This is a genomic window from Sungkyunkwania multivorans (assembly GCF_042675645.1).
In the GTDB taxonomy this organism is placed as follows: Bacteria; Bacteroidota; Bacteroidia; order Flavobacteriales; family Flavobacteriaceae; genus Sungkyunkwania; species Sungkyunkwania multivorans.
This window is the reverse complement of the sequence record NZ_JBHTJH010000004.1, coordinates 788253-810764: the sequence shown is the minus strand read 5'-3', so window position 1 is coordinate 810764 and position 22512 is coordinate 788253. Positions and strand designations below refer to the sequence as shown.

General features: G+C 42.4%; 21 protein-coding genes. 16 read left to right on the top strand and 5 right to left on the bottom strand.

Annotated features, from left to right (window positions below):
• Nucleotides 1–8: 8 nt before the first annotated feature.
• The gene (locus ACFQ1M_RS06500) at nucleotides 9–245 is read right to left on the bottom strand and encodes a VF530 family protein (protein WP_386405646.1); all 237 of its coding nucleotides are present in this window, start codon (nucleotides 243–245) and stop codon (nucleotides 9–11) included.
• An 82-nt stretch (nucleotides 246–327) separates the two neighbouring features.
• On the opposite strand from ACFQ1M_RS06500, the gene ACFQ1M_RS06495 reads away from it, so the two are divergent.
• Both ACFQ1M_RS06495 and ACFQ1M_RS06490 read left to right on the top strand, forming a co-directional pair.
• Nucleotides 328–828 carry a SixA phosphatase family protein gene (locus ACFQ1M_RS06495; RefSeq protein ID WP_386405643.1) on the top strand — a complete coding sequence of 167 codons (501 nt, stop codon included), beginning with the start codon at nucleotides 328–330 and terminating at the stop codon, nucleotides 826–828.
• Nucleotides 829–920: 92 nt separating this feature from the next.
• Entirely contained in the window at nucleotides 921–1454 is a 534-nt protein-coding gene (locus ACFQ1M_RS06490; RefSeq protein WP_386405640.1) for a hypothetical protein, read from the top strand.
• Here the strand turns inward: ACFQ1M_RS06490 and ACFQ1M_RS06485 are convergent.
• Nucleotides 1432–2202: a DUF6503 family protein gene (locus tag ACFQ1M_RS06485; RefSeq protein WP_386405637.1), complete on the bottom strand. Its 771-nt coding sequence runs from the start codon at nucleotides 2200–2202 to the stop codon at nucleotides 1432–1434. The two genes, ACFQ1M_RS06490 and ACFQ1M_RS06485, sit on opposite strands and share 23 nt — an antisense overlap.
• Nucleotides 2203–2258: 56 nt before the next feature.
• On the opposite strand from ACFQ1M_RS06485, the gene ACFQ1M_RS06480 reads away from it, so the two are divergent.
• The 5 genes from ACFQ1M_RS06480 (at nucleotide 2259) to ACFQ1M_RS06460 (ending at nucleotide 6553) form a co-directional block, all read left to right on the top strand.
• Nucleotides 2259–3221 carry a M23 family metallopeptidase gene (locus tag ACFQ1M_RS06480; protein WP_386405634.1) on the top strand — a complete coding sequence of 321 codons (963 nt, stop codon included), beginning with the start codon at nucleotides 2259–2261 and terminating at the stop codon, nucleotides 3219–3221.
• A gap of 134 nt (nucleotides 3222–3355) precedes the next feature.
• On the top strand, nucleotides 3356–3970 hold the full coding sequence (locus tag ACFQ1M_RS06475) for a hypothetical protein (protein ID WP_386405631.1): 615 nt from the start codon (nucleotides 3356–3358) through the stop codon (nucleotides 3968–3970).
• Nucleotides 3971–4152: 182 nt separating this feature from the next.
• Nucleotides 4153–4941: a diadenylate cyclase CdaA gene (cdaA, locus tag ACFQ1M_RS06470; protein ID WP_386405628.1), complete on the top strand. Its 789-nt coding sequence runs from the start codon at nucleotides 4153–4155 to the stop codon at nucleotides 4939–4941.
• 1 nt (nucleotide 4942) lies between these two features.
• Nucleotides 4943–5755, top strand: a complete 813-nt coding sequence (locus tag ACFQ1M_RS06465) for a DUF3667 domain-containing protein (protein ID WP_386405625.1) — start codon at nucleotides 4943–4945, stop codon at nucleotides 5753–5755.
• Between the two features lie 6 nt (nucleotides 5756–5761).
• Nucleotides 5762–6553 carry a DUF3667 domain-containing protein gene (locus ACFQ1M_RS06460; RefSeq protein ID WP_386405622.1) on the top strand — a complete coding sequence of 264 codons (792 nt, stop codon included), beginning with the start codon at nucleotides 5762–5764 and terminating at the stop codon, nucleotides 6551–6553.
• Here the strand turns inward: ACFQ1M_RS06460 and ACFQ1M_RS06455 are convergent.
• The 3 genes from ACFQ1M_RS06455 to ACFQ1M_RS06445 all read right to left on the bottom strand — a co-directional run bounded on the left by ACFQ1M_RS06455 (nucleotide 6550) and on the right by ACFQ1M_RS06445 (nucleotide 11581).
• Nucleotides 6550–8313 (bottom strand): ABC transporter ATP-binding protein, encoded by a 1764-nt coding sequence (locus ACFQ1M_RS06455; protein ID WP_386405619.1) that lies wholly within the window; start codon nucleotides 8311–8313, stop codon nucleotides 6550–6552. The two genes, ACFQ1M_RS06460 and ACFQ1M_RS06455, sit on opposite strands and share 4 nt — an antisense overlap.
• A 77-nt stretch (nucleotides 8314–8390) precedes the next feature.
• Complete coding sequence (gene truA, locus ACFQ1M_RS06450; RefSeq protein WP_386405616.1) at nucleotides 8391–9131, bottom strand: tRNA pseudouridine(38-40) synthase TruA; 741 nt, start codon at nucleotides 9129–9131, stop codon at nucleotides 8391–8393.
• A 113-nt stretch (nucleotides 9132–9244) separates the two neighbouring features.
• Nucleotides 9245–11581, bottom strand: a complete 2337-nt coding sequence (locus ACFQ1M_RS06445; protein ID WP_386405613.1) for an ATP-dependent helicase — start codon at nucleotides 11579–11581, stop codon at nucleotides 9245–9247.
• Between the two features lie 103 nt (nucleotides 11582–11684).
• On the opposite strand from ACFQ1M_RS06445, the gene ACFQ1M_RS06440 reads away from it, so the two are divergent.
• The 9 genes from ACFQ1M_RS06440 to ACFQ1M_RS06400 all read left to right on the top strand — a co-directional run bounded on the left by ACFQ1M_RS06440 (nucleotide 11685) and on the right by ACFQ1M_RS06400 (nucleotide 22466).
• Nucleotides 11685–12224: a DsrE family protein gene (locus ACFQ1M_RS06440; protein ID WP_386405610.1), complete on the top strand. Its 540-nt coding sequence runs from the start codon at nucleotides 11685–11687 to the stop codon at nucleotides 12222–12224.
• A 111-nt stretch (nucleotides 12225–12335) separates the two neighbouring features.
• On the top strand, nucleotides 12336–13613 hold the full coding sequence (locus tag ACFQ1M_RS06435) for an amidohydrolase (RefSeq protein ID WP_386405607.1): 1278 nt from the start codon (nucleotides 12336–12338) through the stop codon (nucleotides 13611–13613).
• Between the two features lie 88 nt (nucleotides 13614–13701).
• Entirely contained in the window at nucleotides 13702–16968 is a 3267-nt protein-coding gene (locus ACFQ1M_RS06430; RefSeq protein WP_386405604.1) for a S41 family peptidase, read from the top strand.
• Between the two features lie 12 nt (nucleotides 16969–16980).
• Nucleotides 16981–18567 carry an FMN-binding glutamate synthase family protein gene (locus ACFQ1M_RS06425; protein ID WP_386405601.1) on the top strand — a complete coding sequence of 529 codons (1587 nt, stop codon included), beginning with the start codon at nucleotides 16981–16983 and terminating at the stop codon, nucleotides 18565–18567.
• A gap of 97 nt (nucleotides 18568–18664) precedes the next feature.
• Nucleotides 18665–19186 carry a DUF7935 family protein gene (locus ACFQ1M_RS06420; RefSeq protein WP_386405598.1) on the top strand — a complete coding sequence of 174 codons (522 nt, stop codon included), beginning with the start codon at nucleotides 18665–18667 and terminating at the stop codon, nucleotides 19184–19186.
• Nucleotides 19186–19863, top strand: coding sequence for an ABC transporter ATP-binding protein (locus ACFQ1M_RS06415; protein WP_386405595.1), 678 nt, complete (start codon nucleotides 19186–19188; stop codon nucleotides 19861–19863). Before ACFQ1M_RS06420 ends, ACFQ1M_RS06415 begins: the two co-directional genes overlap by 1 nt.
• Nucleotides 19832–20410, top strand: a complete 579-nt coding sequence (locus ACFQ1M_RS06410; protein ID WP_386405592.1) for a M23 family metallopeptidase — start codon at nucleotides 19832–19834, stop codon at nucleotides 20408–20410. Before ACFQ1M_RS06415 ends, ACFQ1M_RS06410 begins: the two co-directional genes overlap by 32 nt.
• 96 nt (nucleotides 20411–20506) lie before the next feature.
• A complete protein-coding gene (locus ACFQ1M_RS06405; protein ID WP_386405590.1) occupies nucleotides 20507–21466 on the top strand; it encodes a Gfo/Idh/MocA family protein in 960 nt (319 codons plus the stop codon).
• A gap of 112 nt (nucleotides 21467–21578) precedes the next feature.
• The gene (locus ACFQ1M_RS06400; RefSeq protein ID WP_386405587.1) at nucleotides 21579–22466 is read left to right on the top strand and encodes a 3-hydroxybutyryl-CoA dehydrogenase; all 888 of its coding nucleotides are present in this window, start codon (nucleotides 21579–21581) and stop codon (nucleotides 22464–22466) included.
• Nucleotides 22467–22512 lie beyond the last annotated feature (46 nt).

Genomic DNA, 22512 nt, shown 5'->3' with positions numbered 1-22512 from the left:
TTGTTTCTCTAGGCGTCTCGCTCTTTGGCTTTGAGATAGCGCAAATAAAGCCTTTCTACTTTGTCTCGTGCCCAAGGGGTACGTCTAAGAAATTTTAAGCTCGACTTTACACTTGGGTTTGACTTGAAGCAGTTGATATTAACAAATTCTGCCATCGTATCCCATCCATAATATGCTTGGAGTTCCTCTACGATCTGCGCCAGTTTAATGCCATGCAATGGATTGTTTGGTTGTGATTCGCTCATGTGTCAAAAATACAATTTAACACGATTTTATAACCTATAAGGATACGCTTTCGCTATATTTCTATTCAAATTGGTGATCATCATGAAAAAACTATGTATGCTGGTGGCTCTTTTGGCCTTTGCCGTAGGTGGCTACGCTCAAGACGAGGATATAACTACCTTCTATTTTATACGCCACGCTGAAAAAGATCGAACCGATCCCGAAAATCGTGATCCTTATCTTACCGAAGCAGGTCGTCAACGTGCAAAGAAGTGGGCCTCTACCTTTAGATCGACAACCTTCGATGCTGTATATTCCACTAAGTATCGGCGTACCATGGAAACCGCAAGACCAACGGCCGAAAACAATGATCTTGAAATTAAAATTTATGATCCCAAGCATATCGATGCTGCAAGTTTCGCTAAAGAAAATGCTGGAAAGACCATTTTAGTCGTCGGTCATAGCAATACAACGCCGATGTTTGTCAATCAGATCCTAGGCGAAAAGAAATTTGAGGCCATGGACGACAACGACAATGCCAGTTTGTTTGTGCTGATCATGGCGGATAAAAAATTAAAAGTCACGCGATTGCATATCGAATAACTACGGCTGTCGATCATTTCTACCGTTTATCTATAAAAGGTGCTTCTAGTCGATGGCCTTGGTTAATTTAGTAAGACTGTTTAACGACTGCGATGAAAAAGCTCCACTATATTGCAATTTTTTTCTTCGGACTTTATTTTGGACACGCTCAGAACACAAAAAATGCTGACCGTGCCTCCCGATCAAAGTTCGACATACCTATCGTGGTCATTGACAATAACAGCAATCACACCTCCTTACCTACCGAATTTCAATTGAGTCCTCTTGTTGGCTACGATGCCATCTCTGGTAAGATGAGCATTATGATAGAAGCACTGGTGTTCTATCGAGATGATAAGGGGCAAGAAAAAACAAAAATTAGTGGTTCCGTGGATCTCAATTGCTGTTTTGGGATGATCGTAAGAGTTGACTTTTTGGGCGATAAGGGAGAAGTGATCCATACGACCACTACAGATGAGAACGGGGATTTTAAACTACATCTACCTTACGGCAGAATCGCTGTACACAGCGGAGATAAGGTGCTTTTAAAGTTTGCAAAGGTTGAGCTTTTTGATATGTCTGGCAAAACGCATTCCTATTTGGTCACTCCGTATAAAAAACGCTTCAATAAGTATAATCGCAGGTAGTGCTCAAATCCTGAAGAACGATCTTAGAAAGTAATTGGAGCCGCTCTCTTTGGAAAAGACTATCCAAATCGGACAAAGCTACTTCTTCATCCATGGGCTTATAATTATTGTAGTCCACGAATTTAAAACCACCGACCTCCTTTTCGTTAAAGGCTTCTCTAAAGCGCATCCCACCACCATTTACATGAAATTCATAAGCCAGATAGTCAAGAGAATACGTATTTGTTTCAAACCAATATATGAAGACATCATCGAAGTCATCGCCTCCCCCTTCTTGAGCAAAGGTGACTTGCACCTTATAATATTGTTTATCATTAATTTCTACATTTCCTAAATATCTCTTCTGCACGGCCGCATCATTTAGACCAAAGGGCAATACAGAGAAGTAGTGTACCGAATTTATCGAATTGGCATAACGCTGCTTCATAGAATCAGGCACTTTTACTAGGCTATCATTCAGGTAACGCTTAAAATCATTGTTTGAAAGTACATCCCTGATCGTCCCTAAACTATCGCGTCGTAGTCGCTCTAGAGCAAACACACCATCAGCTCTGAAAGCCCGATATTCTTCGTCCCTAAAGGTAAAATTGATACAGGACTGAAAAAATGAGTCGCCACCCACCCTTTCTATAGCCTTATCAATGATCTCTTGCGCTATGGTAGATTCATTTTCTTTACATGATTGAAAAAGAACTATACTCATCGCAACGATGAAGAAAATTTTTGATCGGGAAAGGATTATATTCATCACATTCATTTATTCTGTAAATTTAATTTTATATTGCCCAAATATCAGTCGTTGACATGAAAAAGTGCTTACTAATTTTATTCCTTTGGTTCAATGTCTTTTCTTTTGCCCAAGAGACGGTCGAGGCAAAACAGATGACGGATGTTTTCGTAAGACTATACAATGAAAAGAAAGCCGATAGCCTCTTTTCAAAATACAGTGAAGACATGCGTCTCGCGCTTCCACTTCAGAATAACAGAGAGTTTATAAGAACGTTTTACGCAAATCTTGGTGAGATCACTTCTCATGAATATTATAAAAAAGATGGTCCTTGGTTCTTTTATAAAGCTAGTATGGAAAAGGCGACCATGACCTTGAAGATGGCACCTTACAAAGGTAAGATCGCCGGATTTAAATTTGCCCCTTACAAGGAGGTGAATAGGCAGCCTTTAATGCTGCGAAATACGACCAAAATGCAATTACCCTTTGAAGGAACCTGGTTTGTGTCGCCGGGTGGCGACCGCAAGAAACAAAATCGCCATGCAGAAAGTCAACCCCAAAAATATGCCCTCGATCTGGTCATCCTCGATGAAAATGGCAAGAGCCATAAAGGAACAGGAGAAACCAACGAGGATTACTATGCATTTGGTCAATCCCTTTACGCGCCTTGTGATGCTCTCGTTGTAAACTATGTAGATGGTGTTAAAGATAATATCCCAGGACAGAAAGATGCTAGTAATCCCTACGGCAACTATATTTTACTAAAAACAAAGACTGGGGAGCATGTGCTTTTGGCGCACTTCAAACAGGGAAGTATCAATGTAAAGGTCGGGGATCAGGTAACGCAAGGACAAAAGCTTGGAGCGTGCGGAAATTCTGGGAATAGCAGCGAACCACATTTACATTTTCACTTACAGGATACCGAGGATCTAACAGATAGCTTTGGAATCAAATGTTTTTTCGAAACGATCAAAGTGAATTGTAAAAAGAAAGAAAATTATGCTCCAGTGCGTTTTGACAGAATAGAGAACATAAATTGAATCCTTCATCAAACATAGCGTATTACTTCAAACAATGCTTATTTGCTTTATGTGTTACGTTATTATTTTTTAACTGTGGAGAAAAACGATCGGTAAAATTACCAAAGGTCGATGGGATAGAAGTTAAAAAGGTCTTGGATGTATCTCCAATCTACTTCTTTTATGATGATCACTCCTCCGATACCATGGTTGTAAATGAAAACAACAGGATAAGTACGACAAACTGGATATTCCACATCGACAAGAGGTTGCCCTTAAGGACCGTCATTCCAGAGGTCATTAGATTTCAGGAAAAACGCAAGAAGGCAAGTCTTCACAAGAACGAATCTGCTCGGAATTATTTTTCGGTAAACGATACCGTGACCAAAAGCCTTGGCTTTATAGATTTTACCCAGCAGATATATCTTAGAGATAGTCTTTTCTCAAAATTCTACATTAAAGAACGCCCAGACCAGCATATGTCCTACTTTAATGTTACCGTCAATTATAAGTTGGGAGACAGTATCACCGTAGACGGGAATACTATCGAGCGCAATGAACTGGAAAGTTTTCTAAAGGAATATATCGACTTCTCGGCAGAGGGTAAATCGGCTCTGGTTTATTTGAACTTTGATCAGCGACTCGATTTTCAAACCTTTCTGACGAACACGCTTATGATGGAACGACTTAAGAATAACAACATCAATATCTCCGAAACGATATTCATCTATGATAAGACGCTCCTACCCGATTGCAATTGTAGCTTGTGATATATTTTTCTATTTTTACTGATGATCAAGAATAGTACCAGATGAATGTCAGGCAAGTTGCTTTGAGGCTTGTTTGCCAACTTGAAACAATTTTGGGGGACTAGAAGCCTAGAATTGAATATATTTATTCTAAGAAAGCCTTTTGGGCTGACTCGGAATTAATTTACTAAAACATCCAATCCTTGGAAGAATTCAAAATCTTTGATTTTTTAAAATTCGTTGATATCATCGATATCTTGTTGGTTGCCTTGCTAATGTACTATGCATACAAGCTGGTTAAAGGGACAGTAGCGATCAACATCTTTATCGGGATTGTGATCATCTATCTCATCTGGCGATTAACAGATGCTCTGAACATGGCGTTGTTAAGTAATATTTTGGGGAAATTTATCAGTGTCGGTGTCTTTGCCTTGATCGTTGTATTTCAACAGGAAATACGCAAATTTTTGCTGATGTTGGGATCGACCAACTTTGCGGCTAAGCGAAGTTTTGTGAGACACTTCAAGTTTTTGAAGCAAGACCAGCTCATCACCGATACCGACGTAGATGCCATTTTAGCTGCACTTCATAAAATGTCGTTCTCCAAAACGGGAGCGCTCATCGTCATCGAAAGAACCAATTCTTTGGACTTTGTCAAAAACACGGGAGATAAGATGAATATAGAAGTGACTCAGCCTATTTTAGAAAGTATTTTTTATAAAAACAGTCCGTTACATGACGGCGCTGCCATCATAGAGGGCAACTACGTTACTGCAACCAGAGTGATCCTGCCTGTCTCTAATGATAGACACATCCCACTTCGTTTTGGTCTAAGGCACCGGGCAGCTGTAGGAATCACCGAAAAGACCGATGCACTTGCCTTGGTGGTCTCCGAAGAGACTGGAGAAATTTCATATATAAAAGATGGCCAATTCGTGATGTACGATGACGATATGGAATTGGAAACCATCCTCAAAACAGATCTAGCATAATATGAAGTGTAAAAACTGTGAGCTACAGTTAAAAGTTGAAGACAACTATTGTAACAATTGCGGTGCCAAGGTCATCACCAAAAGGATCACTTTTAAGACACTTTGGGAGGAGTTTAGTGACCGCGTGCTCAACTTAGAAAGTAACCTCTTCAAAACATTCAAGCATCTTTTTACCCAGCCCGAAGTAGTGATCGATGGCTACATCAATGGAACACGTAAGAAATACATAACAGCCTTTGGCTATTTCGTCATCTCTATAACCTTAGGTGGGTTGTACACTTTTGTCTTCGGGGAATTCTTTATAGACGATTTTCTAAATGGCGCAGATAATGGAACCGGCCCAAATGATATGGACATGGTTAAAAGCATCATGGACTTCACTGGGAAATATCAATCCATGCTTAATTTTTTGAATATTCCGCTGTTAGCCGTTGTTCATAGACTGGTTTTCTTCAATTACCGAAAATACAATTTCATCGAGATCGCTGTCATCTACCTATATACATTTTCACATTTTAATATCATCTTATATCTCGTGAGCCTTGCATTTCTGTGGAGCTCCACGGCCACCTTGATCATCAGTGTGCTAAGCAGCATACTGTTGGTGTTTTATGTGGCATATGCGCTAATGCGACTTTATGATCTAAGTGTTCAAAATATTATCATAAAGACCTTACTTTTCTTACTGATAGGTGGAATCTTTATGTTCTTGATAACTATTGCCATAAGCGTCATTTTGTATAAGACGGGAGTTTTCGATACGATGATAGAAGCTGCCAAACAGGCCGCAGAGGCACAAAAAAATAAATCATAACTATCTATGAATTGTAAAAATTGTGGAGATCTCCTGATTGCCGAAAGTGACTTTTGCCATGGTTGTGGGGGAAAGATCATAAGGAACAGATTGACCATAAGAAATTTGTTGGCACATGTTGGTGAACAATTTTTCAATGTAGACAATACCTTTTTCAAAACCTTCTCTCACCTTATCACCAAACCCGAAGAGGTGATCGGCGGTTATATAGCTGGTGTTAGAAAAAGATATATCAACCCCATAAGTTATTTTGCGATCGCCTTGACCTTGGCAGGTATACAGATATTCATCGTACGCAAGTTTTTTCCCGAAGCGATGGACCTTTCAGCCATGGCAATGAAAGGACAGGAAGAATTTCAAAATAATTGGTTCAAACTAGTTCAAGAGTATCAATCTATATTTGTAATGTTCTACATTCCCATTTATGCGATCATCTCAAGATTGGTCTTTATCGATAAGAAGAAATACAATTATACCGAACATCTGGTGATCTTTCTGTATTACACTGGCCAGCTATCAATTATGATGTTCATCCCTGTAATGATTCTTTTCGCGTTGGGTAGTGACTATGGCAGTATAAGTCCGTTCGCCATCGTCTTACAGATATTTTTTGCTGCCTTCTATTTAAAAAGGATGTATGTCTTGAGCTTTGCAGGTATTGCGCTTAGAACCTTTATATTTTTGATGTTGATGATGGCCGTTTTTATAGGATTTGCTGTACTCGGTGTCTTATTGGCAGTCGTTGGGGGCCTTACCCCTGAAGAAATTCAACAGCTACCCAATAGGATGGTGAACTAGGCCACTTCCTCATTCAAGAACTGAACTTCGTAGAGATTTCGATAGTAACCATCCTCTTTTTGAAGCAACTCATCGTGCGTTCCTACTTCTACGATATTACCTGCATCCATCACCAAGATCTTGTCTGCCTTTTTGATTGTAGCCAAGCGATGCGCGATGACAATGGAAGTTCTTCCCTCGGTGATCGTGTCTGTGGCGTCTTGTATCAATTGCTCTGAATACGAATCCACCGAAGAGGTCGCTTCGTCTAAGATCAATATCGAAGGATTGGTCACATATGCACGAAGAAAGGCCAGCAACTGGCGTTGACCAGAAGAAAGCATGGCGCCGCGTTCTTTTACATTATAATGATACCCTCCAGGGAGCGAACTGATAAAATCATGGATGCCTATTTGTTTCGCAGCCTTGATCACCTGCTCCTCACTGACCCGATCGTCGCGCAAGGTGATGTTGTTCAAAATCGAGTCGGCAAACAAGAATACATCCTGTAAAACAATGGCAGACTGTGCTCTAAGCGATGTGAGGGTGAAATCTTTGATACTTTTACCATCGATAGCGATCGTTCCACTATCGATTTCATAGAAACGATTCAACAAATTGATGATCGTGGACTTTCCTGCACCAGTAGCCCCGACGATGGCTACCGTTTCGCCAGCTTTCACTTCAAAAGAAATACCGTGTAATACCTCTTCATCTGCAACATACGAAAAACGAACATCATCAAAAGTGATATCCCCTCGTACCTTCTCAATTTCAAGTGCGCCTTGATCTTCGATAGTACTTTCTGTATCAAGAATCGCAAAAACTCTATTGGCCGCTACCATCCCCATTTGAAGGGTATTAAACTTATCCGCGATTTGCCGCAAGGGTCTAAAAAGCATTCCGATCAATAAAATGAATGAGAAGATAGTACCGATCTCCAACTCCCCGGCAGCTGCCCTTAGACCACCATACCATACGATCAATCCGATGGTTACTGAAGAAGAGAGTTCCGCGATTGGAAAGAAGATCGAGTTGTACCAGACTGTTCGCAACCATGCCTTCTTGTGCTCTTCATTGATCTTACGGAACTTATGATATTCCGTGGCTTCGCGCGTAAATAATTGAACGATATTCATTCCAGTGATACGTTCTTGGACAAAAGTATTGAGGTTGGCCACTTGCGTCCTAACTTGCTCGAAAGCAGATTTCATCGCCTTTTGAAAGAGTCTGGCTGCATAAACGATGAGTGGCAATACAGCAAATACGATCAGCGATAAGCGCCATTCTAGCACCAACATGATCACCATGACCACCAGCATTTTCAAAAGATCGGCGATAAGCATAAAAAGTCCCTGACTAAATATACTGGCAATGGTCTCTATATCGCTTACAGCTCTAGTGACCAAGCGACCTACGGCCGACTTGTCAAAATATGCCATTTTAAAAGCGGTCATATGCTTGAAGAGCTTCACGCGAATATCCCTTATTACTTCCTGCCCCAGCCAGTTTGCAAAATAGACAAATGAAAATTGAAAAGTGACTTCCATCAATAAAACTCCAAGCATGATACCGATAAAGGTAAGTAGTCCGGATGCATCGCTACTTGTGATGTATTCATCCACCGCAACTTTCAATAAAATAGGTGTAAGAGTTCCGAAAAGAGTAAGGAGAATCGCCGCCACCATGACAAAATAGTACGTGCTGCGATAGGGCTTGGTATGCACCAACAATCTCTTGAAGAGTTTTGTGTCAAAAGCTTTTCCTCCTATTTTAGTCATGCTTTGTGATTGATGTGTCGATCATTTTCAACGAAATTATTGAATATAACGGTCAAAAACCTACTTTTAACTTTTTGTTATTTATTTTTTATGGATTCAGGATATACTACCCTGGTCAAATAAAGCCCTTTTGCTGGTGCAGATGCCCCTGCCGTGCTTCGGTCCCTTGATTCAATGATCCTTTTCATATCCTCAACTTGGAGTTTTCCTAAACCAATATCTAATAAAGTACCGACGACCGCTCGTACCATATTGCGCAAAAATCGATCGGCCGAGATGGTAAAGATCAGGCCATGGTCCTTCTGCTTCCAGAATGCTGCTTTGATATCGCAATGATACGTCTTTACATCGGTATTGGATCGCGAGAAGCATTTAAAATCTCTATGGTTGAATAACTCTTTGACAGCCTCATTCATCCTGTTAACGTCTAAAGACCGCTTCACCCAATAGGCGCTTTCGGTGAGAAAAGGATTCTTTTCTAAGGTGATCCAATACTCGTAGGTACGCTCGGTCGCATCAAAACGGGCATGTGCATCCGATCTCACTTCAAAAATATCTTGAATGGCGATGTCGGGAGGTAAAAAAGCATTCAACTTGTATGGAAGCCCTTCGATCAAGTTCTCGCTATCAAAATGCGCAAACATTTGCTTTGCGTGTACACCGGTATCTGTACGTCCAGCTCCAAGTATCTCGATGGGTCTTCTGTATAGCGTGCTCAAGCCCTTTTCGATCACTTCTTGCACAGAGATCGCATTGGGCTGACTCTGCCAACCATGGTAGTTTTTACCGTTGTATGATAGCTCTATAAAATAGCGCAAAATGGTCTGTTATTTTAAAAATAAATTATTGCAGAAGTGCGGTAGCCAAAAACGACAAAATCATCCGTGTCAACTACTCATCATCCCTACCTGCAGCAGATGGGCGTCTCCCTTTACCCGATCACCTTCAATTTGGCAAAACGAAGCAACAATTTCTTAATACCTCCCGCCTCAAAACGGATCTCTGCCTTTTTATCGTTCCCTACCCCATCTATCTTTAAGACCTCACCGATGCCAAAACGTGTATGTTCTACCTTATTTCCAGCCACCAGTTCGTTATTGAACAAATTTGCTGAAGGTTCGTTGCCATTAGCCTCGGTAGTTGGCTTTAACTTTCGTAGCTTGCGAAGCTGGTCAGGTGTTGGCTTTCCAATTTTTGGTGGCGCGCTAGGAACGGGTTTTTTCAACCTTAGCTTGCTCTTGTCGACCTCTCCAAAGATATCGGTATCGATCATTGGTTTAAAACGGTAATTTTCAACCGGTGTGATATGATCCAAATATTGATCATCGATCTCTTCTATGAAACGGCTGGGTTCAGCGTCGATCAACTTTCCCCAGCGATAGCGACTTTGCGTGTAGGTCAGATAGGCCTGTTTCTCCGCTCTAGTCAGTGCAACATAGAACAATCTACGTTCCTCTTCCAATTCACTTCGTGTATTCATGCTCATGGCCGAAGGAAACAGATCTTCTTCCATTCCCACGATGTACACATATGGAAATTCCAAGCCTTTGGCCAAGTGGATGGTCATCAACGCGACCCGATCATCATCACCCTTGTCATTGTCCAGGTCGGTGGCGAGCGCAACGTCTTCTAGGAACTCTGTAAGCGCCCCGGTGGCGTCTGCAACCTCTTTCTGCCCTTCCACAAAATCTTTGATCCCATTAAGCAACTCTTCTATGTTTTCTATTCGAGCCACACCTTCTGGTGTTCCATCCTTTTTCAATTCTTGGACCAAACCTGTCTTCTTGGTAACATGCTCTGTTAACTCAAAAGCATTGGCCCCTTCATTCATGATCTGAAAACTTTGGATCATGGTAACAAAGTTGCTCAACTTGGTCTTGGTACCACTATTGATCTTTAAATCAATACGGTCGATGTTGGCCATCACCTCAAAAATGCTTCTCCCATAATGCTTGGCAGCCACCACCAACTTGTCCACGGTGGATTGTCCGATTCCTCGAGCTGGATAATTGATCACTCTCTTTAAGCTCTCTTCGTCCTTTGGATTCACCACCAATCGAAGATATGCGAGGACATCTTTTATTTCTTTGCGTTGATAGAATGACAACCCTCCGTAAATACGATAGGGAATATCGCGCTTGCGCAATGCATCTTCGATCGCTCGCGATTGTGCGTTGGTACGATACAATACTGCAAAATCACCATTCATCAGTTGCTGCTGCATCTTGTTCTCAAAAATACTGCTGGCCACGAATCGTCCTTCCTCACCATCAGTGATGCTGCGATGCACCTTGATCTTATTGCCATCCTCATTGGCGGTCCACACCACCTTGTCTAGTTTCGTCTTGTTATGTTCGATGACCGAATTGGCTGCTTCTACGATGTTTTTGGTAGATCGATAGTTTTGCTCTAATCGATAGACCGCAACATCATCATAATCACGCTGAAAATTCAGAATGTTATTGATGTTTGCGCCTCGAAAAGCATAAATGCTTTGAGCGTCATCCCCCACAACACAAATATTTTGAAACTTGTCCGACAAGGCACGTACGATCAGATATTGAGAGTGGTTGGTATCTTGATACTCATCCACCAGGATATATCTAAAGCGGTCTTGATACTTTGCAAGAACTTCTGGAAATCTATTGAGCAGTTCATTGGTCTTCAATAGAAGATCATCAAAGTCCATCGCCCCTGCCTTGAAACAGCGATCACAATATTCTTGATAGATGTCACCCATCCGTGGACGTTTTGCCATAGCATCAGCCTCGACAAGGTCTGGATTGTTAAAATAGGCTCGGACGGTGATCAAACTATTTTTGAAGGACGATATTCGCGAGCGAAGTTGCTTATACTTATATATATCCTTGTCGAGCCCCATTTCGCGGATGATGGCTCGTAACAAGCGTTCAGAGTCTTGAGAATCATAAATCGTGAAATTACTCGGGTAACCTAGTTTATCAGCCTCAAAACGCAAGATCTTGGCAAAGATAGAGTGAAAGGTCCCCATCCAAAGATTTTTAGCCTCACCACCAACGATCTGACTGATACGATTTTTCATTTCGCGTGCGGCCTTATTGGTAAATGTCAGGGCCAAAATGTTGAAGGCGTCCACTCCTTGACTCATCAAATAGGCGATCCGGTAGGTAAGCACCCTCGTCTTCCCCGAACCCGCTCCAGCAATGACCATCAATGGACCGTCTTTATGAACAGTTGGGGCGTATTGAGCTTCGTTTAATAGGTTTAATTGTTGTTGTAGATCCTGCATTCCTCTCTTTCAAAAAACAAAAGGTGAAATTAACCATTCCTAAGCAAAATTACTAACGTTCACAAAAGAGTTATAAACAAGAAATTTTAATTATTTTTAAGGAATGAAACAAAGGATATGTATTCTGATCTTTGTGCTTTTAACATTCCAAGGAATTGCACAAGACACTCCTATTGCTGGACCCATCATCAATTCATATGGAAAAGTATTCAACGTAGACACTCCAGACTTTAAGACAGATGTGACCTCTATGATGAAGGTGGTCTTTGATGTTGGAAGAACATTTGAGAATAATGAAAGTACCAATCCCTTGATCGAGACGGCTGCCCGCTTTTTGAACCTGCACGCGCAAAATGGAGTGAAAGCAGAGCATATGAATGTGGCATTGGTCATTCACGGAAGTGCCTCTCAAGATATCTTGACCGATGCAGCATACCAGAAGAAGTTTGGTGTCGACAATCCGAATACCGCTTTAATAAAGTCGCTGTCCAATGCTGGAGTACAAGTTATCTTATGTGGACAAACGGCTGCCTATAGAAATATTTCAAAAAGTGACGTCTTGCCCGAGGTGCAATTTGCATTGTCTGCCATGACCGCATTGATCCAACTTCAAAACAACAACTATCGACTGATCAATTTTTAAACTATCTCGTTAATCGCTTCTCAAAAAGAAGTCGTTTATGAATCCTATAATTCAAAATGGTAAATTCACTAATGAACAACGGATAGGTTCTTTTAAAACAAAAACGACAATATGAAAACCAAACTCGTAGCACTATTTACCATACTAACCACTCTTGGAGTTTATGCTCAACAAGGATATGAAAAGCAAATAGCAGATATAGAAAACAAAATCATCGAATGGCGTCGCTATTTTCACGAACATCCAGAGTTGTCCAATAGAGAATTCAATACCGCAAAAAAAATTGAACAGCACTTAAAGAAATTAGGGTTGGAGGTACAAACAGGTGTTGCAAAAACAGGTGTGGTAGGCCTTTTAAAGGGAAAAAGACCAGGCAAGACGTTAGCACTTAGAGCAGATATCGACGCCCTACCGGTTACCGAACGTACCGATGTTCCATTCAAATCGGAGGTGACCACCGAATTTAGAGGTGTTAAGACTGGAGTGATGCATGCTTGTGGGCATGATACCCACATTGCCATCTTGATGGCCGTTGCTGAATTATTTGCCAAAAACAATGATTTCGCTGGTACCATCAAGTTTATTTTTCAACCTGCCGAAGAGGGAGCACCTCCAGGAGAAGAAGGCGGTGCAGAGTTGATGGTCAAAGAAGGTGTCTTAGAAAATCCAAAGGTCGATGCCATCTTTGGACTCCACATCGGCGCGGGGCAAAATGTTGGTTCTATTTCTTACAAACCTGGTGGCACCATGGCAGCATCTCAAAGCTTTGAAATACATGTGAAGGGAAAGCAAAGTCATGGGTCGCGTCCATGGGCTAGCGTGGACCCGATAATGGCTTCGGTAAAGATCATTGACGGACTGCAAACATTGGTAAGTCGGGAAATGGAATTGACCAAAGAAGCGGTGGTACTCTCTATCGGAAAGATTTCTTCTGGAGTTCGCAGCAATATCATTCCCGAAGAAGCACACATCGTAGGTACATTGCGCACGTTGGATTATGGCATGCAAGCACAGATCAATCAACGTATGAAAGAAATGGTGCCGGCCATTGCAAAAGCCTATCGCGCAGAGGCCACGATCGATATTGCTAAAGGATATCCCATCACCTACAACGATCCTATATTAACGGCACAGATGCTTCCTTCACTAAGAAAGGTGGCGGGAACTGAAAATGTTCATCTTATAAAGGCCATTACAGGAGCAGAGGATTTCTCGTTCTTTCAAAAAGAGGTTCCAGGATTTTACTTCTTTCTAGGAGGAAAACCCATCGATGTTCCCGCAGATGAAGCCGCTCCACACCACACACCTGATTTCTATATCGATGAAAGCGGAATGTTATTGGGTGTCAAAGCCTTCGTTCAAATGACACTGGACTATCTTGGAGAATGATCAACTAGCTTTTTATGAAAATAAGGATGGTGACGTATTGAACGTAGATCCCCCTAAAAGAAACAATAATCAATTAACCAGCCAAATTATGAAGTATCTCTTACCACTAATGCTTGTATCAGTTCTAGGCTTTTCACAAGGCACACAACTGCTTAGGCAACCCACCATTCACAAGAACAGTGTCGTCTTTGTTTATGCCAACGACCTATGGAAGGTCTCAGCCACTGGCGGAAACGCTATTAGATTGACCAGTGATGATGGATTTGAATTGAATCCGCATTTTTCAAACGATGGCAAAATGATCGCCTTCACTGCACAATATGATGGCAATTTTGATGTATTTGTCATTCCTGCCCAAGGAGGAGAACCAAAGCGACTTACCTATCATCCTTCGGCCGATCTGGTACAAGGCTGGACCCCAGATGGTAAAGTGCTTTTTCGTTCCAGTAGAGAATCAAGGCCGACACAGACCAATAAGTTTTACACTATCGGAATTAATGAATCCTACCCTACTTCCCTAGATATTCCAAGGGCCGCCTATGGAGAGATATCCAATGATGGAAAATATGTTGCCTACACCCCGATAACGTCCTGGGATGCCGAATGGCGCAATTACCGAGGCGGACAGGCCATGCCCATTTGGATCGTGAATATGGAGACCAAAGAATTACAAACCACTGATCAGGCAGATAAGGAAAGGCATTTAGATCCCATATGGCTCGATGGGGTCGTATATTTTTTATCTGAACGCGATTATACCAGTAACATATGGTCATACAACCCAGCTACGAAGCAAGAAAAACAGATCACCTTTCACAAAAAATTTGATGTAAAGAGCCTAGACGCCGATGATGAGCTCATCGTCTATGAACACGGAGGCTACTTAAAAACGATCAATCCAAAGACGGGTATGTCCCAACAGTTGAATATTGCGGTAAATGCAGATCTCAACTTTTCAAGACCGAGATGGGAGGAAGTAAAGGGTTCGCAATTGCAAAATGCCAAAATATCACCACATGGCAAGCGCGCTTTGTTCGAACATCGTGGTGAAATTTTTAGCGTCCCCAAGGAAAAAGGGACCTGGCGAAATATCACCAATACACCTGGCGTTGCAGATAGAGCTCCGGTTTGGTCTCCAAAAGGCGATGCCATTGCATGGTTTAGCGATGTGAGTGGCGAATACCAATTGATCATTGCCGACCAATATGGCCAGAAAAAGAAGACCATCTCCATTCCAGACCCAACATTCTACTTTGAACCAGACTGGTCCCCTGATGGTAAGCATATTGCCTTTACAGACACACATTACAATATTTGGATCGTTAATGTGGATACCAAAAAGGCAACGATCGTGGCCACAGATAATTTCGCGCACCCAAATCGAGCCATGAATCCTAAATGGTCGCCCGACAGCAAATGGATCGCCTATGCGAAACAGCAAAAGAGTCATTTCAAGGCGATCTTTGCATATAACGTCGACACGAAGGCCACCATTCAGCTTACACATCCTCTGGCCGATGCCATAACCCCAGTTTGGGATGCAACAGGGAAGTATCTATATACGCTGGTCAGTACAGATTATGGATTAAACTCTGGCTGGTTGGATATGAGCTCTTACGATCCAACGACTGATAGAGGCTTATATGCTATCGTATTATCAAATAAAGATAAGGCACCGAACTTGCCTGAATCTGATGAGGAAAGCAAGGAGGAAAAGGGAAAAGGGAAAGAAGAGATAAAAAAGAAGAAGAAGAAGAAAGATAAAGATGAAGATGAAGAAGCTAAAACGATAGTGGTTCGAATCGACAAGGAAGGTATCTATGACCGCATCGTACCGATGGACTTACCATTGCGCAATTATCTGGCCTTGGCAGCTTCCAAAGAGAATGAAGTATTCATCGCCGAGCTCATACCAAATGAAGAGAGTCTCAAGGTACATCGCTATAAGATCGACGAACAAAAAGCGGAAGATTTTGCAGAAGGCATCAATGAGATGGTCACATCCCACGACCGCAAAAGCATATTGCTAAGAAAAGGCTCCAATTGGATGATAAGTAAAACAGATGGCAAGCCCGATGCGAGTGAGGACAAAATAAACATCGATCTTCGAATAAAAATAGACCCACAGGCAGAATACCATCAGATCTTCAAAGAAGGGTGGCGGTATATGCGAGACTTCCTTTACGTAGACAATGTTCATGGTGCCCCTTGGGATAAGGTGTACGAATGGTACAACCCATGGATAAAACATGTGAGGCATCGCACCGATCTAAATTATGTAGTAGATATTATGAGCGGGGAGGTCGCCATTGGGCATTCGTATGTTTCTGGAGGCGATATGCCTGATATAGAAAGAGTGCCCGTTGGGCTCTTGGGTGCCGATCTAAAGTTGGAAAACGGCCGATATAAAATCACTAAAATATATACTGGGGAGACCTATAACCCCGATACAAGAGCGCCTTTGGCCTTGCCAGGAATTGACATAAAAGAAGGTGATTACCTGCTGGCTATTAATGGAAAAGACCTCACAGAAAAAGCCAATCCGTTTCAATTATTGGAACAGACCGCCGATCGCGAGATTTATATCACAGTGAGCAAGACGGCCAATAAAAGCGATGGAAAGGATATCTTGGTTAAACCAGTCGCCAGTGAGCGAGACCTTCGAACGGTCAATTGGATAGAGGACAATCGACGTAAAGTAAATCAGCTCTCAGGCGGAAAATTGGCCTATGTATATGTTCCCAATACCGGAGGTGGTGGTTTTACCTCATTCAATCGATATTATTTTTCACAACAGGATAAAAAAGGAGTCGTGATCGATGAGCGTAACAATGGCGGTGGTTCTGCTGCCGATTATATGATCGATATCTTAAAACGTGAACCTTTTGGTTACTTCAATAGTAAGGCAAATGACAATACACCTTGGACTACTCCGATGGCCGGTATCTTTGGCCCTAAAGTAATGCTCATCAATGAGCGTGCAGGATCTGGAGGCGACCTCCTACCTTATATGTTCAAGCAACAGAAGATAGGCCCTTTGATTGGAACACGTACTTGGGGAGGCCTAGTAGGAACTTGGGATACGCCACGATTTATCGATGGAGGGCGTATGGTAGCACCTCGCGGGGGATTTTATGACCTTGACGGTCGATGGGCGGTAGAAGGTGAAGGCGTGTCACCAGATATCCAAGTGATCCAAGATCCAAAACAGGTATTGCAAGGAAAAGACCCACAGTTGGAGAGAGCGATTCAAGTAGCATTAGATCTTCTGAAAACCAAAGAATTCAAACCAAAACCAGAACCAGCACCTCCCGTGAGATGGAAACGTCCTGCTGGTTACGAGACGGATAATTAAAAAGAAGAACATATGGCACAAATGCTATCCTTTATTTCCTCTATACCATGGTGGGCATGGATCCTTATCGTTTTAGCCGTTATTGCCATTCGTGATATCTTTTTTCAACGTGCGCATACCATTTCGCATAACTTTCCTATCGTCGGACACATCAGATACATGCTAGAAGGTATTGGACCGGAGCTGCGGCAGTATCTGGTAGCTAACAATCGTGAGGAATTACCTTTTAACCGTATCGAACGCGGTTGGATCTATGCTTCGGCCAAAAAAGAAAATAATTACGAAGGCTTTGGTACCGATCAGGATATCTATTCGCATCAGCACATCTTTATAAATAATGCGATGATTCCGTATAAATTAAAAGACGGACATCCCAACAAGGAAGACAAGCACTTTCTGCCATGCGCCAAGGTGATGGGGGCTTATAATAAACGTAAAAAGCCGTATCGTCCAAGATCGGTCATCAATATTTCGGCCATGAGCTTTGGTTCCCTTTCTGCAAGAGCGATCGAATCATTGAATAAAGGTGCATTGAAGGCGCATGCCTTTCACAATACTGGTGAAGGGGGCCTCTCTCCCTATCACAGCCACGGAGCCGATGTGGTGTTTCACTTTGGGACAGGCTATTTTGGTGTTCGTGGGACAGATGGCAACTTCTCCATGGAAAAGATGAAGGCCTTGATCCAAGCCAACCCATTTATCAAGGCTATCGAAGTAAAGTTATCCCAAGGCGCTAAACCAGGAAAAGGAGGTGTCCTTCCAGGAAAGAAGATCAGTAGGGAAATTGCAGAGATACGCGGTGTAGAAGTTGGCAAGGACGTCCTATCCCCTTCCGCGCATACGGCTTTTAGCACCGTCCCAGAGTTGGTTGATTTTGTTGAAGCTATTGCTGAGGAAACAGGACTTCCAGTTGGCATCAAAGCTGCAATCGGAAAGTTGGACCAATGGAAAGAGTTGGCCAACATCATGAAAGATACCAATAGAGGACCAGATTTTATTACTATTGATGGTGGTGAAGGTGGTACTGGTGCGGCTCCTCCCAGCTTTGCGGATCATGTATCGCTTCCCTTGGTATATGGCTTTGCAGATGTGTATCGCATCTTCAAGGAGTTGGACCTTACAGACCGGATCGTTTTTATCGCTAGTGGAAAGCTAGGGTTCCCAGCAAAAGGCGCCATGGCCTTTGCCATGGGTGCAGATTGCATCAATGTTGCCAGAGAGGCGATGATGAGCATCGGTTGCATTCAAGCACAAATATGCCATACCAACCGTTGTCCTAGCGGCGTAGCCACGCAAAGCAAATGGCTTCAAAAAGGCATCGATATTCCATTGAAATCCGACAGGTTAGCGCAATATTTCAATACGTTCAAAAAGGAACTGTTAGAAATATCCCATGCCTGTGGTTATGAGCATCCATGTCAATTCACCATGGAAGATGTAGATGTAAGTATCGGAGATCGCAACCTGACACAGACACTTTCGCGAACCTATCTTTATAATAAGGCACCTGTGAGATTCGAAAGCATGCAAAGGTTGAAGGATTGCGAGTTTTTGGGAGGCAAACCTTTAGAGGCTACAAACAGTAAATCTGTCAACTGAAAACTGAGCACTGTCAACCGAATTTGTTTATTTTAGCACCGTTGATCGTTGTGATCAATTTTTTCATCTCACTTTTTAGAAAGAAAATATCGAAAACATGAATGAAGAACGCGTTGTAGAACTCCTCCTCTATTTATTACCCGCCATCGTTACTGGATTGATCGCCCTATATTTTTTTAGAGGGCATACCAAAAATGAAGAAGGGCGAAGACGTTTTTTGATCCATAAAGAGGCGCAAAAGAATGCCTTACCGCTACGTCTGCAAGCTTACGAACGCATGGCACTGTTTTTAGAACGTATTGCCCCGGCAAAATTACTCCTACGTGTCTCTCCTCCAAATTCGGATAAGGAAGAATATGAACAATTGTTGGTTCGGCATATAGAAAACGAATTCGACCACAATCTGGCCCAGCAGATATATATCAGCGATGAGTGTTGGAATATCATCAACGCGGCCAAGAATGCCACCATTCAACTCATTAGAAAGAGCAATAGGAATGAGGAGGTTGATTCGGCAGACAAACTTCGTGAAACCATCTTAAGCGACCTTTTGGAAAGGCCTGCACCCTCATCGGCAGCATTGAGTTACATTAAACAGGAGGTAGGTGAACTTTGGTAATGATCGAAGCAAAGAACATACACAAATCCTTTGGTGACCTCGAAGTTTTAAAAGGCGTCGACCTCTCTATAAAAAAAGGCGAAGTGGTTTCCATTGTCGGAGCGTCCGGTGCTGGGAAGACGACCCTGCTTCAAATCTTGGGAACATTGGACAAACCAGGCAACAATAGCGACCTCAGTTCTTTGCAGATCAACGGACAAAATATTGGTGCACTCTCAGAAAAAGCGCTGGCCAATTTCAGAAATGAGCACATCGGCTTTATCTTTCAGTTCCATCAATTGCTCCCAGAATTTACGGCTTTAGAAAATGTCTGTATACCGGCCTATATCAAAAGAACAGAGAAGGTTGCAGCAGAGAAGCGTGCCAAGGAATTGCTCGATTTCCTCGGTCTTTCCAATCGCTACCACCATAAGCCCAATGAACTTTCGGGCGGTGAACAGCAACGCGTTGCGGTCGCTCGTGCCTTGATGAATCAACCCAGCATCATCTTTGCGGATGAACCTAGTGGGAACCTCGATTCCACCTCCGCAGAGAATCTCCATCAATTATTCTTCGATCTGCGCGACAAATTTGGGCAGACCTTTGTGATCGTCACTCATAACAATGAGCTGGCAGACATGGCCGACAGAAAGTTAACGATGGTCGATGGAAAGATCGTCGATGACCAAATACGATAAAATGTGGTTATGGAAGAAGTTTCCCCTCAGGCGAAGATTTAAGATTATTTGGTCGCTCGTGATCGTATTGCTCACCGGAATGATGATTCCACAGCATTTTCAAATGCCTGTAGTAGGAGCTACCCAAAACGATTTTAACCAAGAATCCTTTTGGTATTATCCTTGGGGTCGTTCTGTGACCCATAAAGGTGTGGATATTTTTGCGGAAAAAGGAACAACCATCAAATCTTCTGTTAAAGGATTTGTGGTGTATCAAGGAAACATTGAAATGGGCGGAAACATCGTTCTTATACTTGGCCCAAAATGGCGACTGCATTATTTTGCCCATCTCGACACTATCGCGGCCTCCAGTTTTGAATATGTAGATCATCATTCAACCATTGGCGATGTAGGAGATTCTGGCAATGCAAAAGGAAAACCACCACATCTGCATTATTCCATCATCACACCACTTCCCTATTTTTGGAAAATAGACACTGACATTCAAGGGTGGAAAAAAATGTTCATTCTCGATCCAATCGAATATTTGAATGAGGTTGGTAGCTAAGAATTTGTAAAGTTCACAAAATATGCCTGATGAAAACGATAATTCATTAGGCAACTATCGCATATTAATTTTATTTTTGTTGAAAACACAGATCCTATGCTAAAAGCTGGTGTTCTTGGTGCTGGTCACCTTGGTAAAATTCATCTTCGACTGCTTCAGCAATCCGATAAATACGAACTGGTTGGCTTTTTTGACCCAGATACCAAAAATGCCAAGAAAATTGCCAAAGAATATGGTTATAAGCTTTTCGGAAGTATAGATGAGTTAATTGATGCCGTTGATGTTATAGACATTGTTACTCCTACCCTTTCGCATTTCGATTGTGCGCAGAAGACCATCAAGGCGGGGAAACATGTCTTTATAGAGAAACCAATTGCCAACACCGTTGCCGAAGCCGAAAATATCATTTCTCTGGCAAAAGAGTACAAGGTAAAAGGGCAAGTAGGGCATGTAGAGCGTTTCAACCCGGCCTTTACCGCTGTGAAGGACAAATTAGACAATCCTATGTTTATCGAGACCCATCGCTTGGCAGAGTTCAATCCTAGAGGAACGGATGTTCCTGTGGTTTTGGACCTAATGATCCATGATATCGATGCGATCTTAAGCGTGGTGCATTCCAAAGTAAAGCATATCAATGCCAGTGGCGTATCGGTCATCAGCGAAACACCCGATATCGCCAATGCACGTTTAGAATTCGAGAATGGCTGCGTGGCCAATCTTACCGCAAGTCGGATCTCTATGAAGAATATGCGTAAGTCACGTTTTTTCCAGCGCGATGCATATATTTCTGTAGACTTTCTAGAAAAGAAGGCCGAAGTGGTAAAGATGAAAGATGCTCCAAAGGCCCCAGATGAGTTTGCGCTTATCTTACAGAATGCCGAAGGTGTGAAGAAGCAGATCTACTTTGACAATCCGAACGTAGCACCTAACAACGCCATCTTGGACGAGCTGGAAACCTTTGCCGACGCCATCAATAATGACACCGAACCAATCGTGACCCTCGAGCAGGCGACCGAGGCACTTAGAGTCGCCAAAAAGGTGATCGCTTGTTTCTGATCGACTTTAGAATAAGAAAATTAACATTATCGCACTCGGCTGTCAGCTACCGGGTTCGAAAGAAATAATAGATTCCTGCCTACGCAGGAATGAAAATACAAATATTAATTCAATGAAAAACATCGCAGTAATCGGTGCTGGTACCATGGGTAACGGAATCGCCCATACATTCGCACAATTTGGATATAAGGTACAATTGATCGATATTTCGGAGGAAGCTCTGAAAAAAGGATTGGCCACGATCACTAAGAATCTCGACCGGATGGTCGCCAAGGAAAAGATATCAGAGACTGATAAAAAAACTACGCTAGACAACATTTCGACCTATACAAATGTCAAGGATGGCGTTGAATACGCAAGCTTAGTTGTGGAAGCTGCTACAGAAAATGTTGATTTAAAACTAAAGATATTCAAGCAACTGGATGAAGTTTGCGCGCCCGATACCATCTTGGCAACCAATACGTCTTCCATTTCCATCACGCAGATAGGGGCAGTCACCTCTCGACCCGAATTGGTGATCGGGATGCATTTTATGAATCCCGTGCCCATCATGAAATTGGTAGAGATCATCAGAGGATACAATACCAGCGACGAAGTGACCAGTACCATTATGGAGCTTTCCAAGAAATTGAACAAAGTTCCTGTTGAAGTGAACGATTATCCCGGTTTTGTCGCCAATCGCATCCTTATGCCGATGATCAATGAATCTATAGAGACCCTATACAATGGGGTGGCGGGAGTCAGCGAGATCGACACCGTGATGAAATTAGGGATGGCACATCCCATGGGGCCCTTGCAATTGGCAGATTTTATAGGTCTTGATGTGTGCCTTTCAATATTGAATGTGATGTACGAAGGATTCAAAAATCCAAAATATGCACCTTGTCCATTATTGGTGAATATGGTAATGGCGGGAAAATTTGGGGTAAAGAGCGGTGAAGGTTTTTATGATTATTCCGAAAGTAAAAAAGCCGAAATAGTGGCTAAACAATTTTCTTGAGTCATCATCGAGCCGGTTGTTCATTACAACTTCAAACAGCTGACTG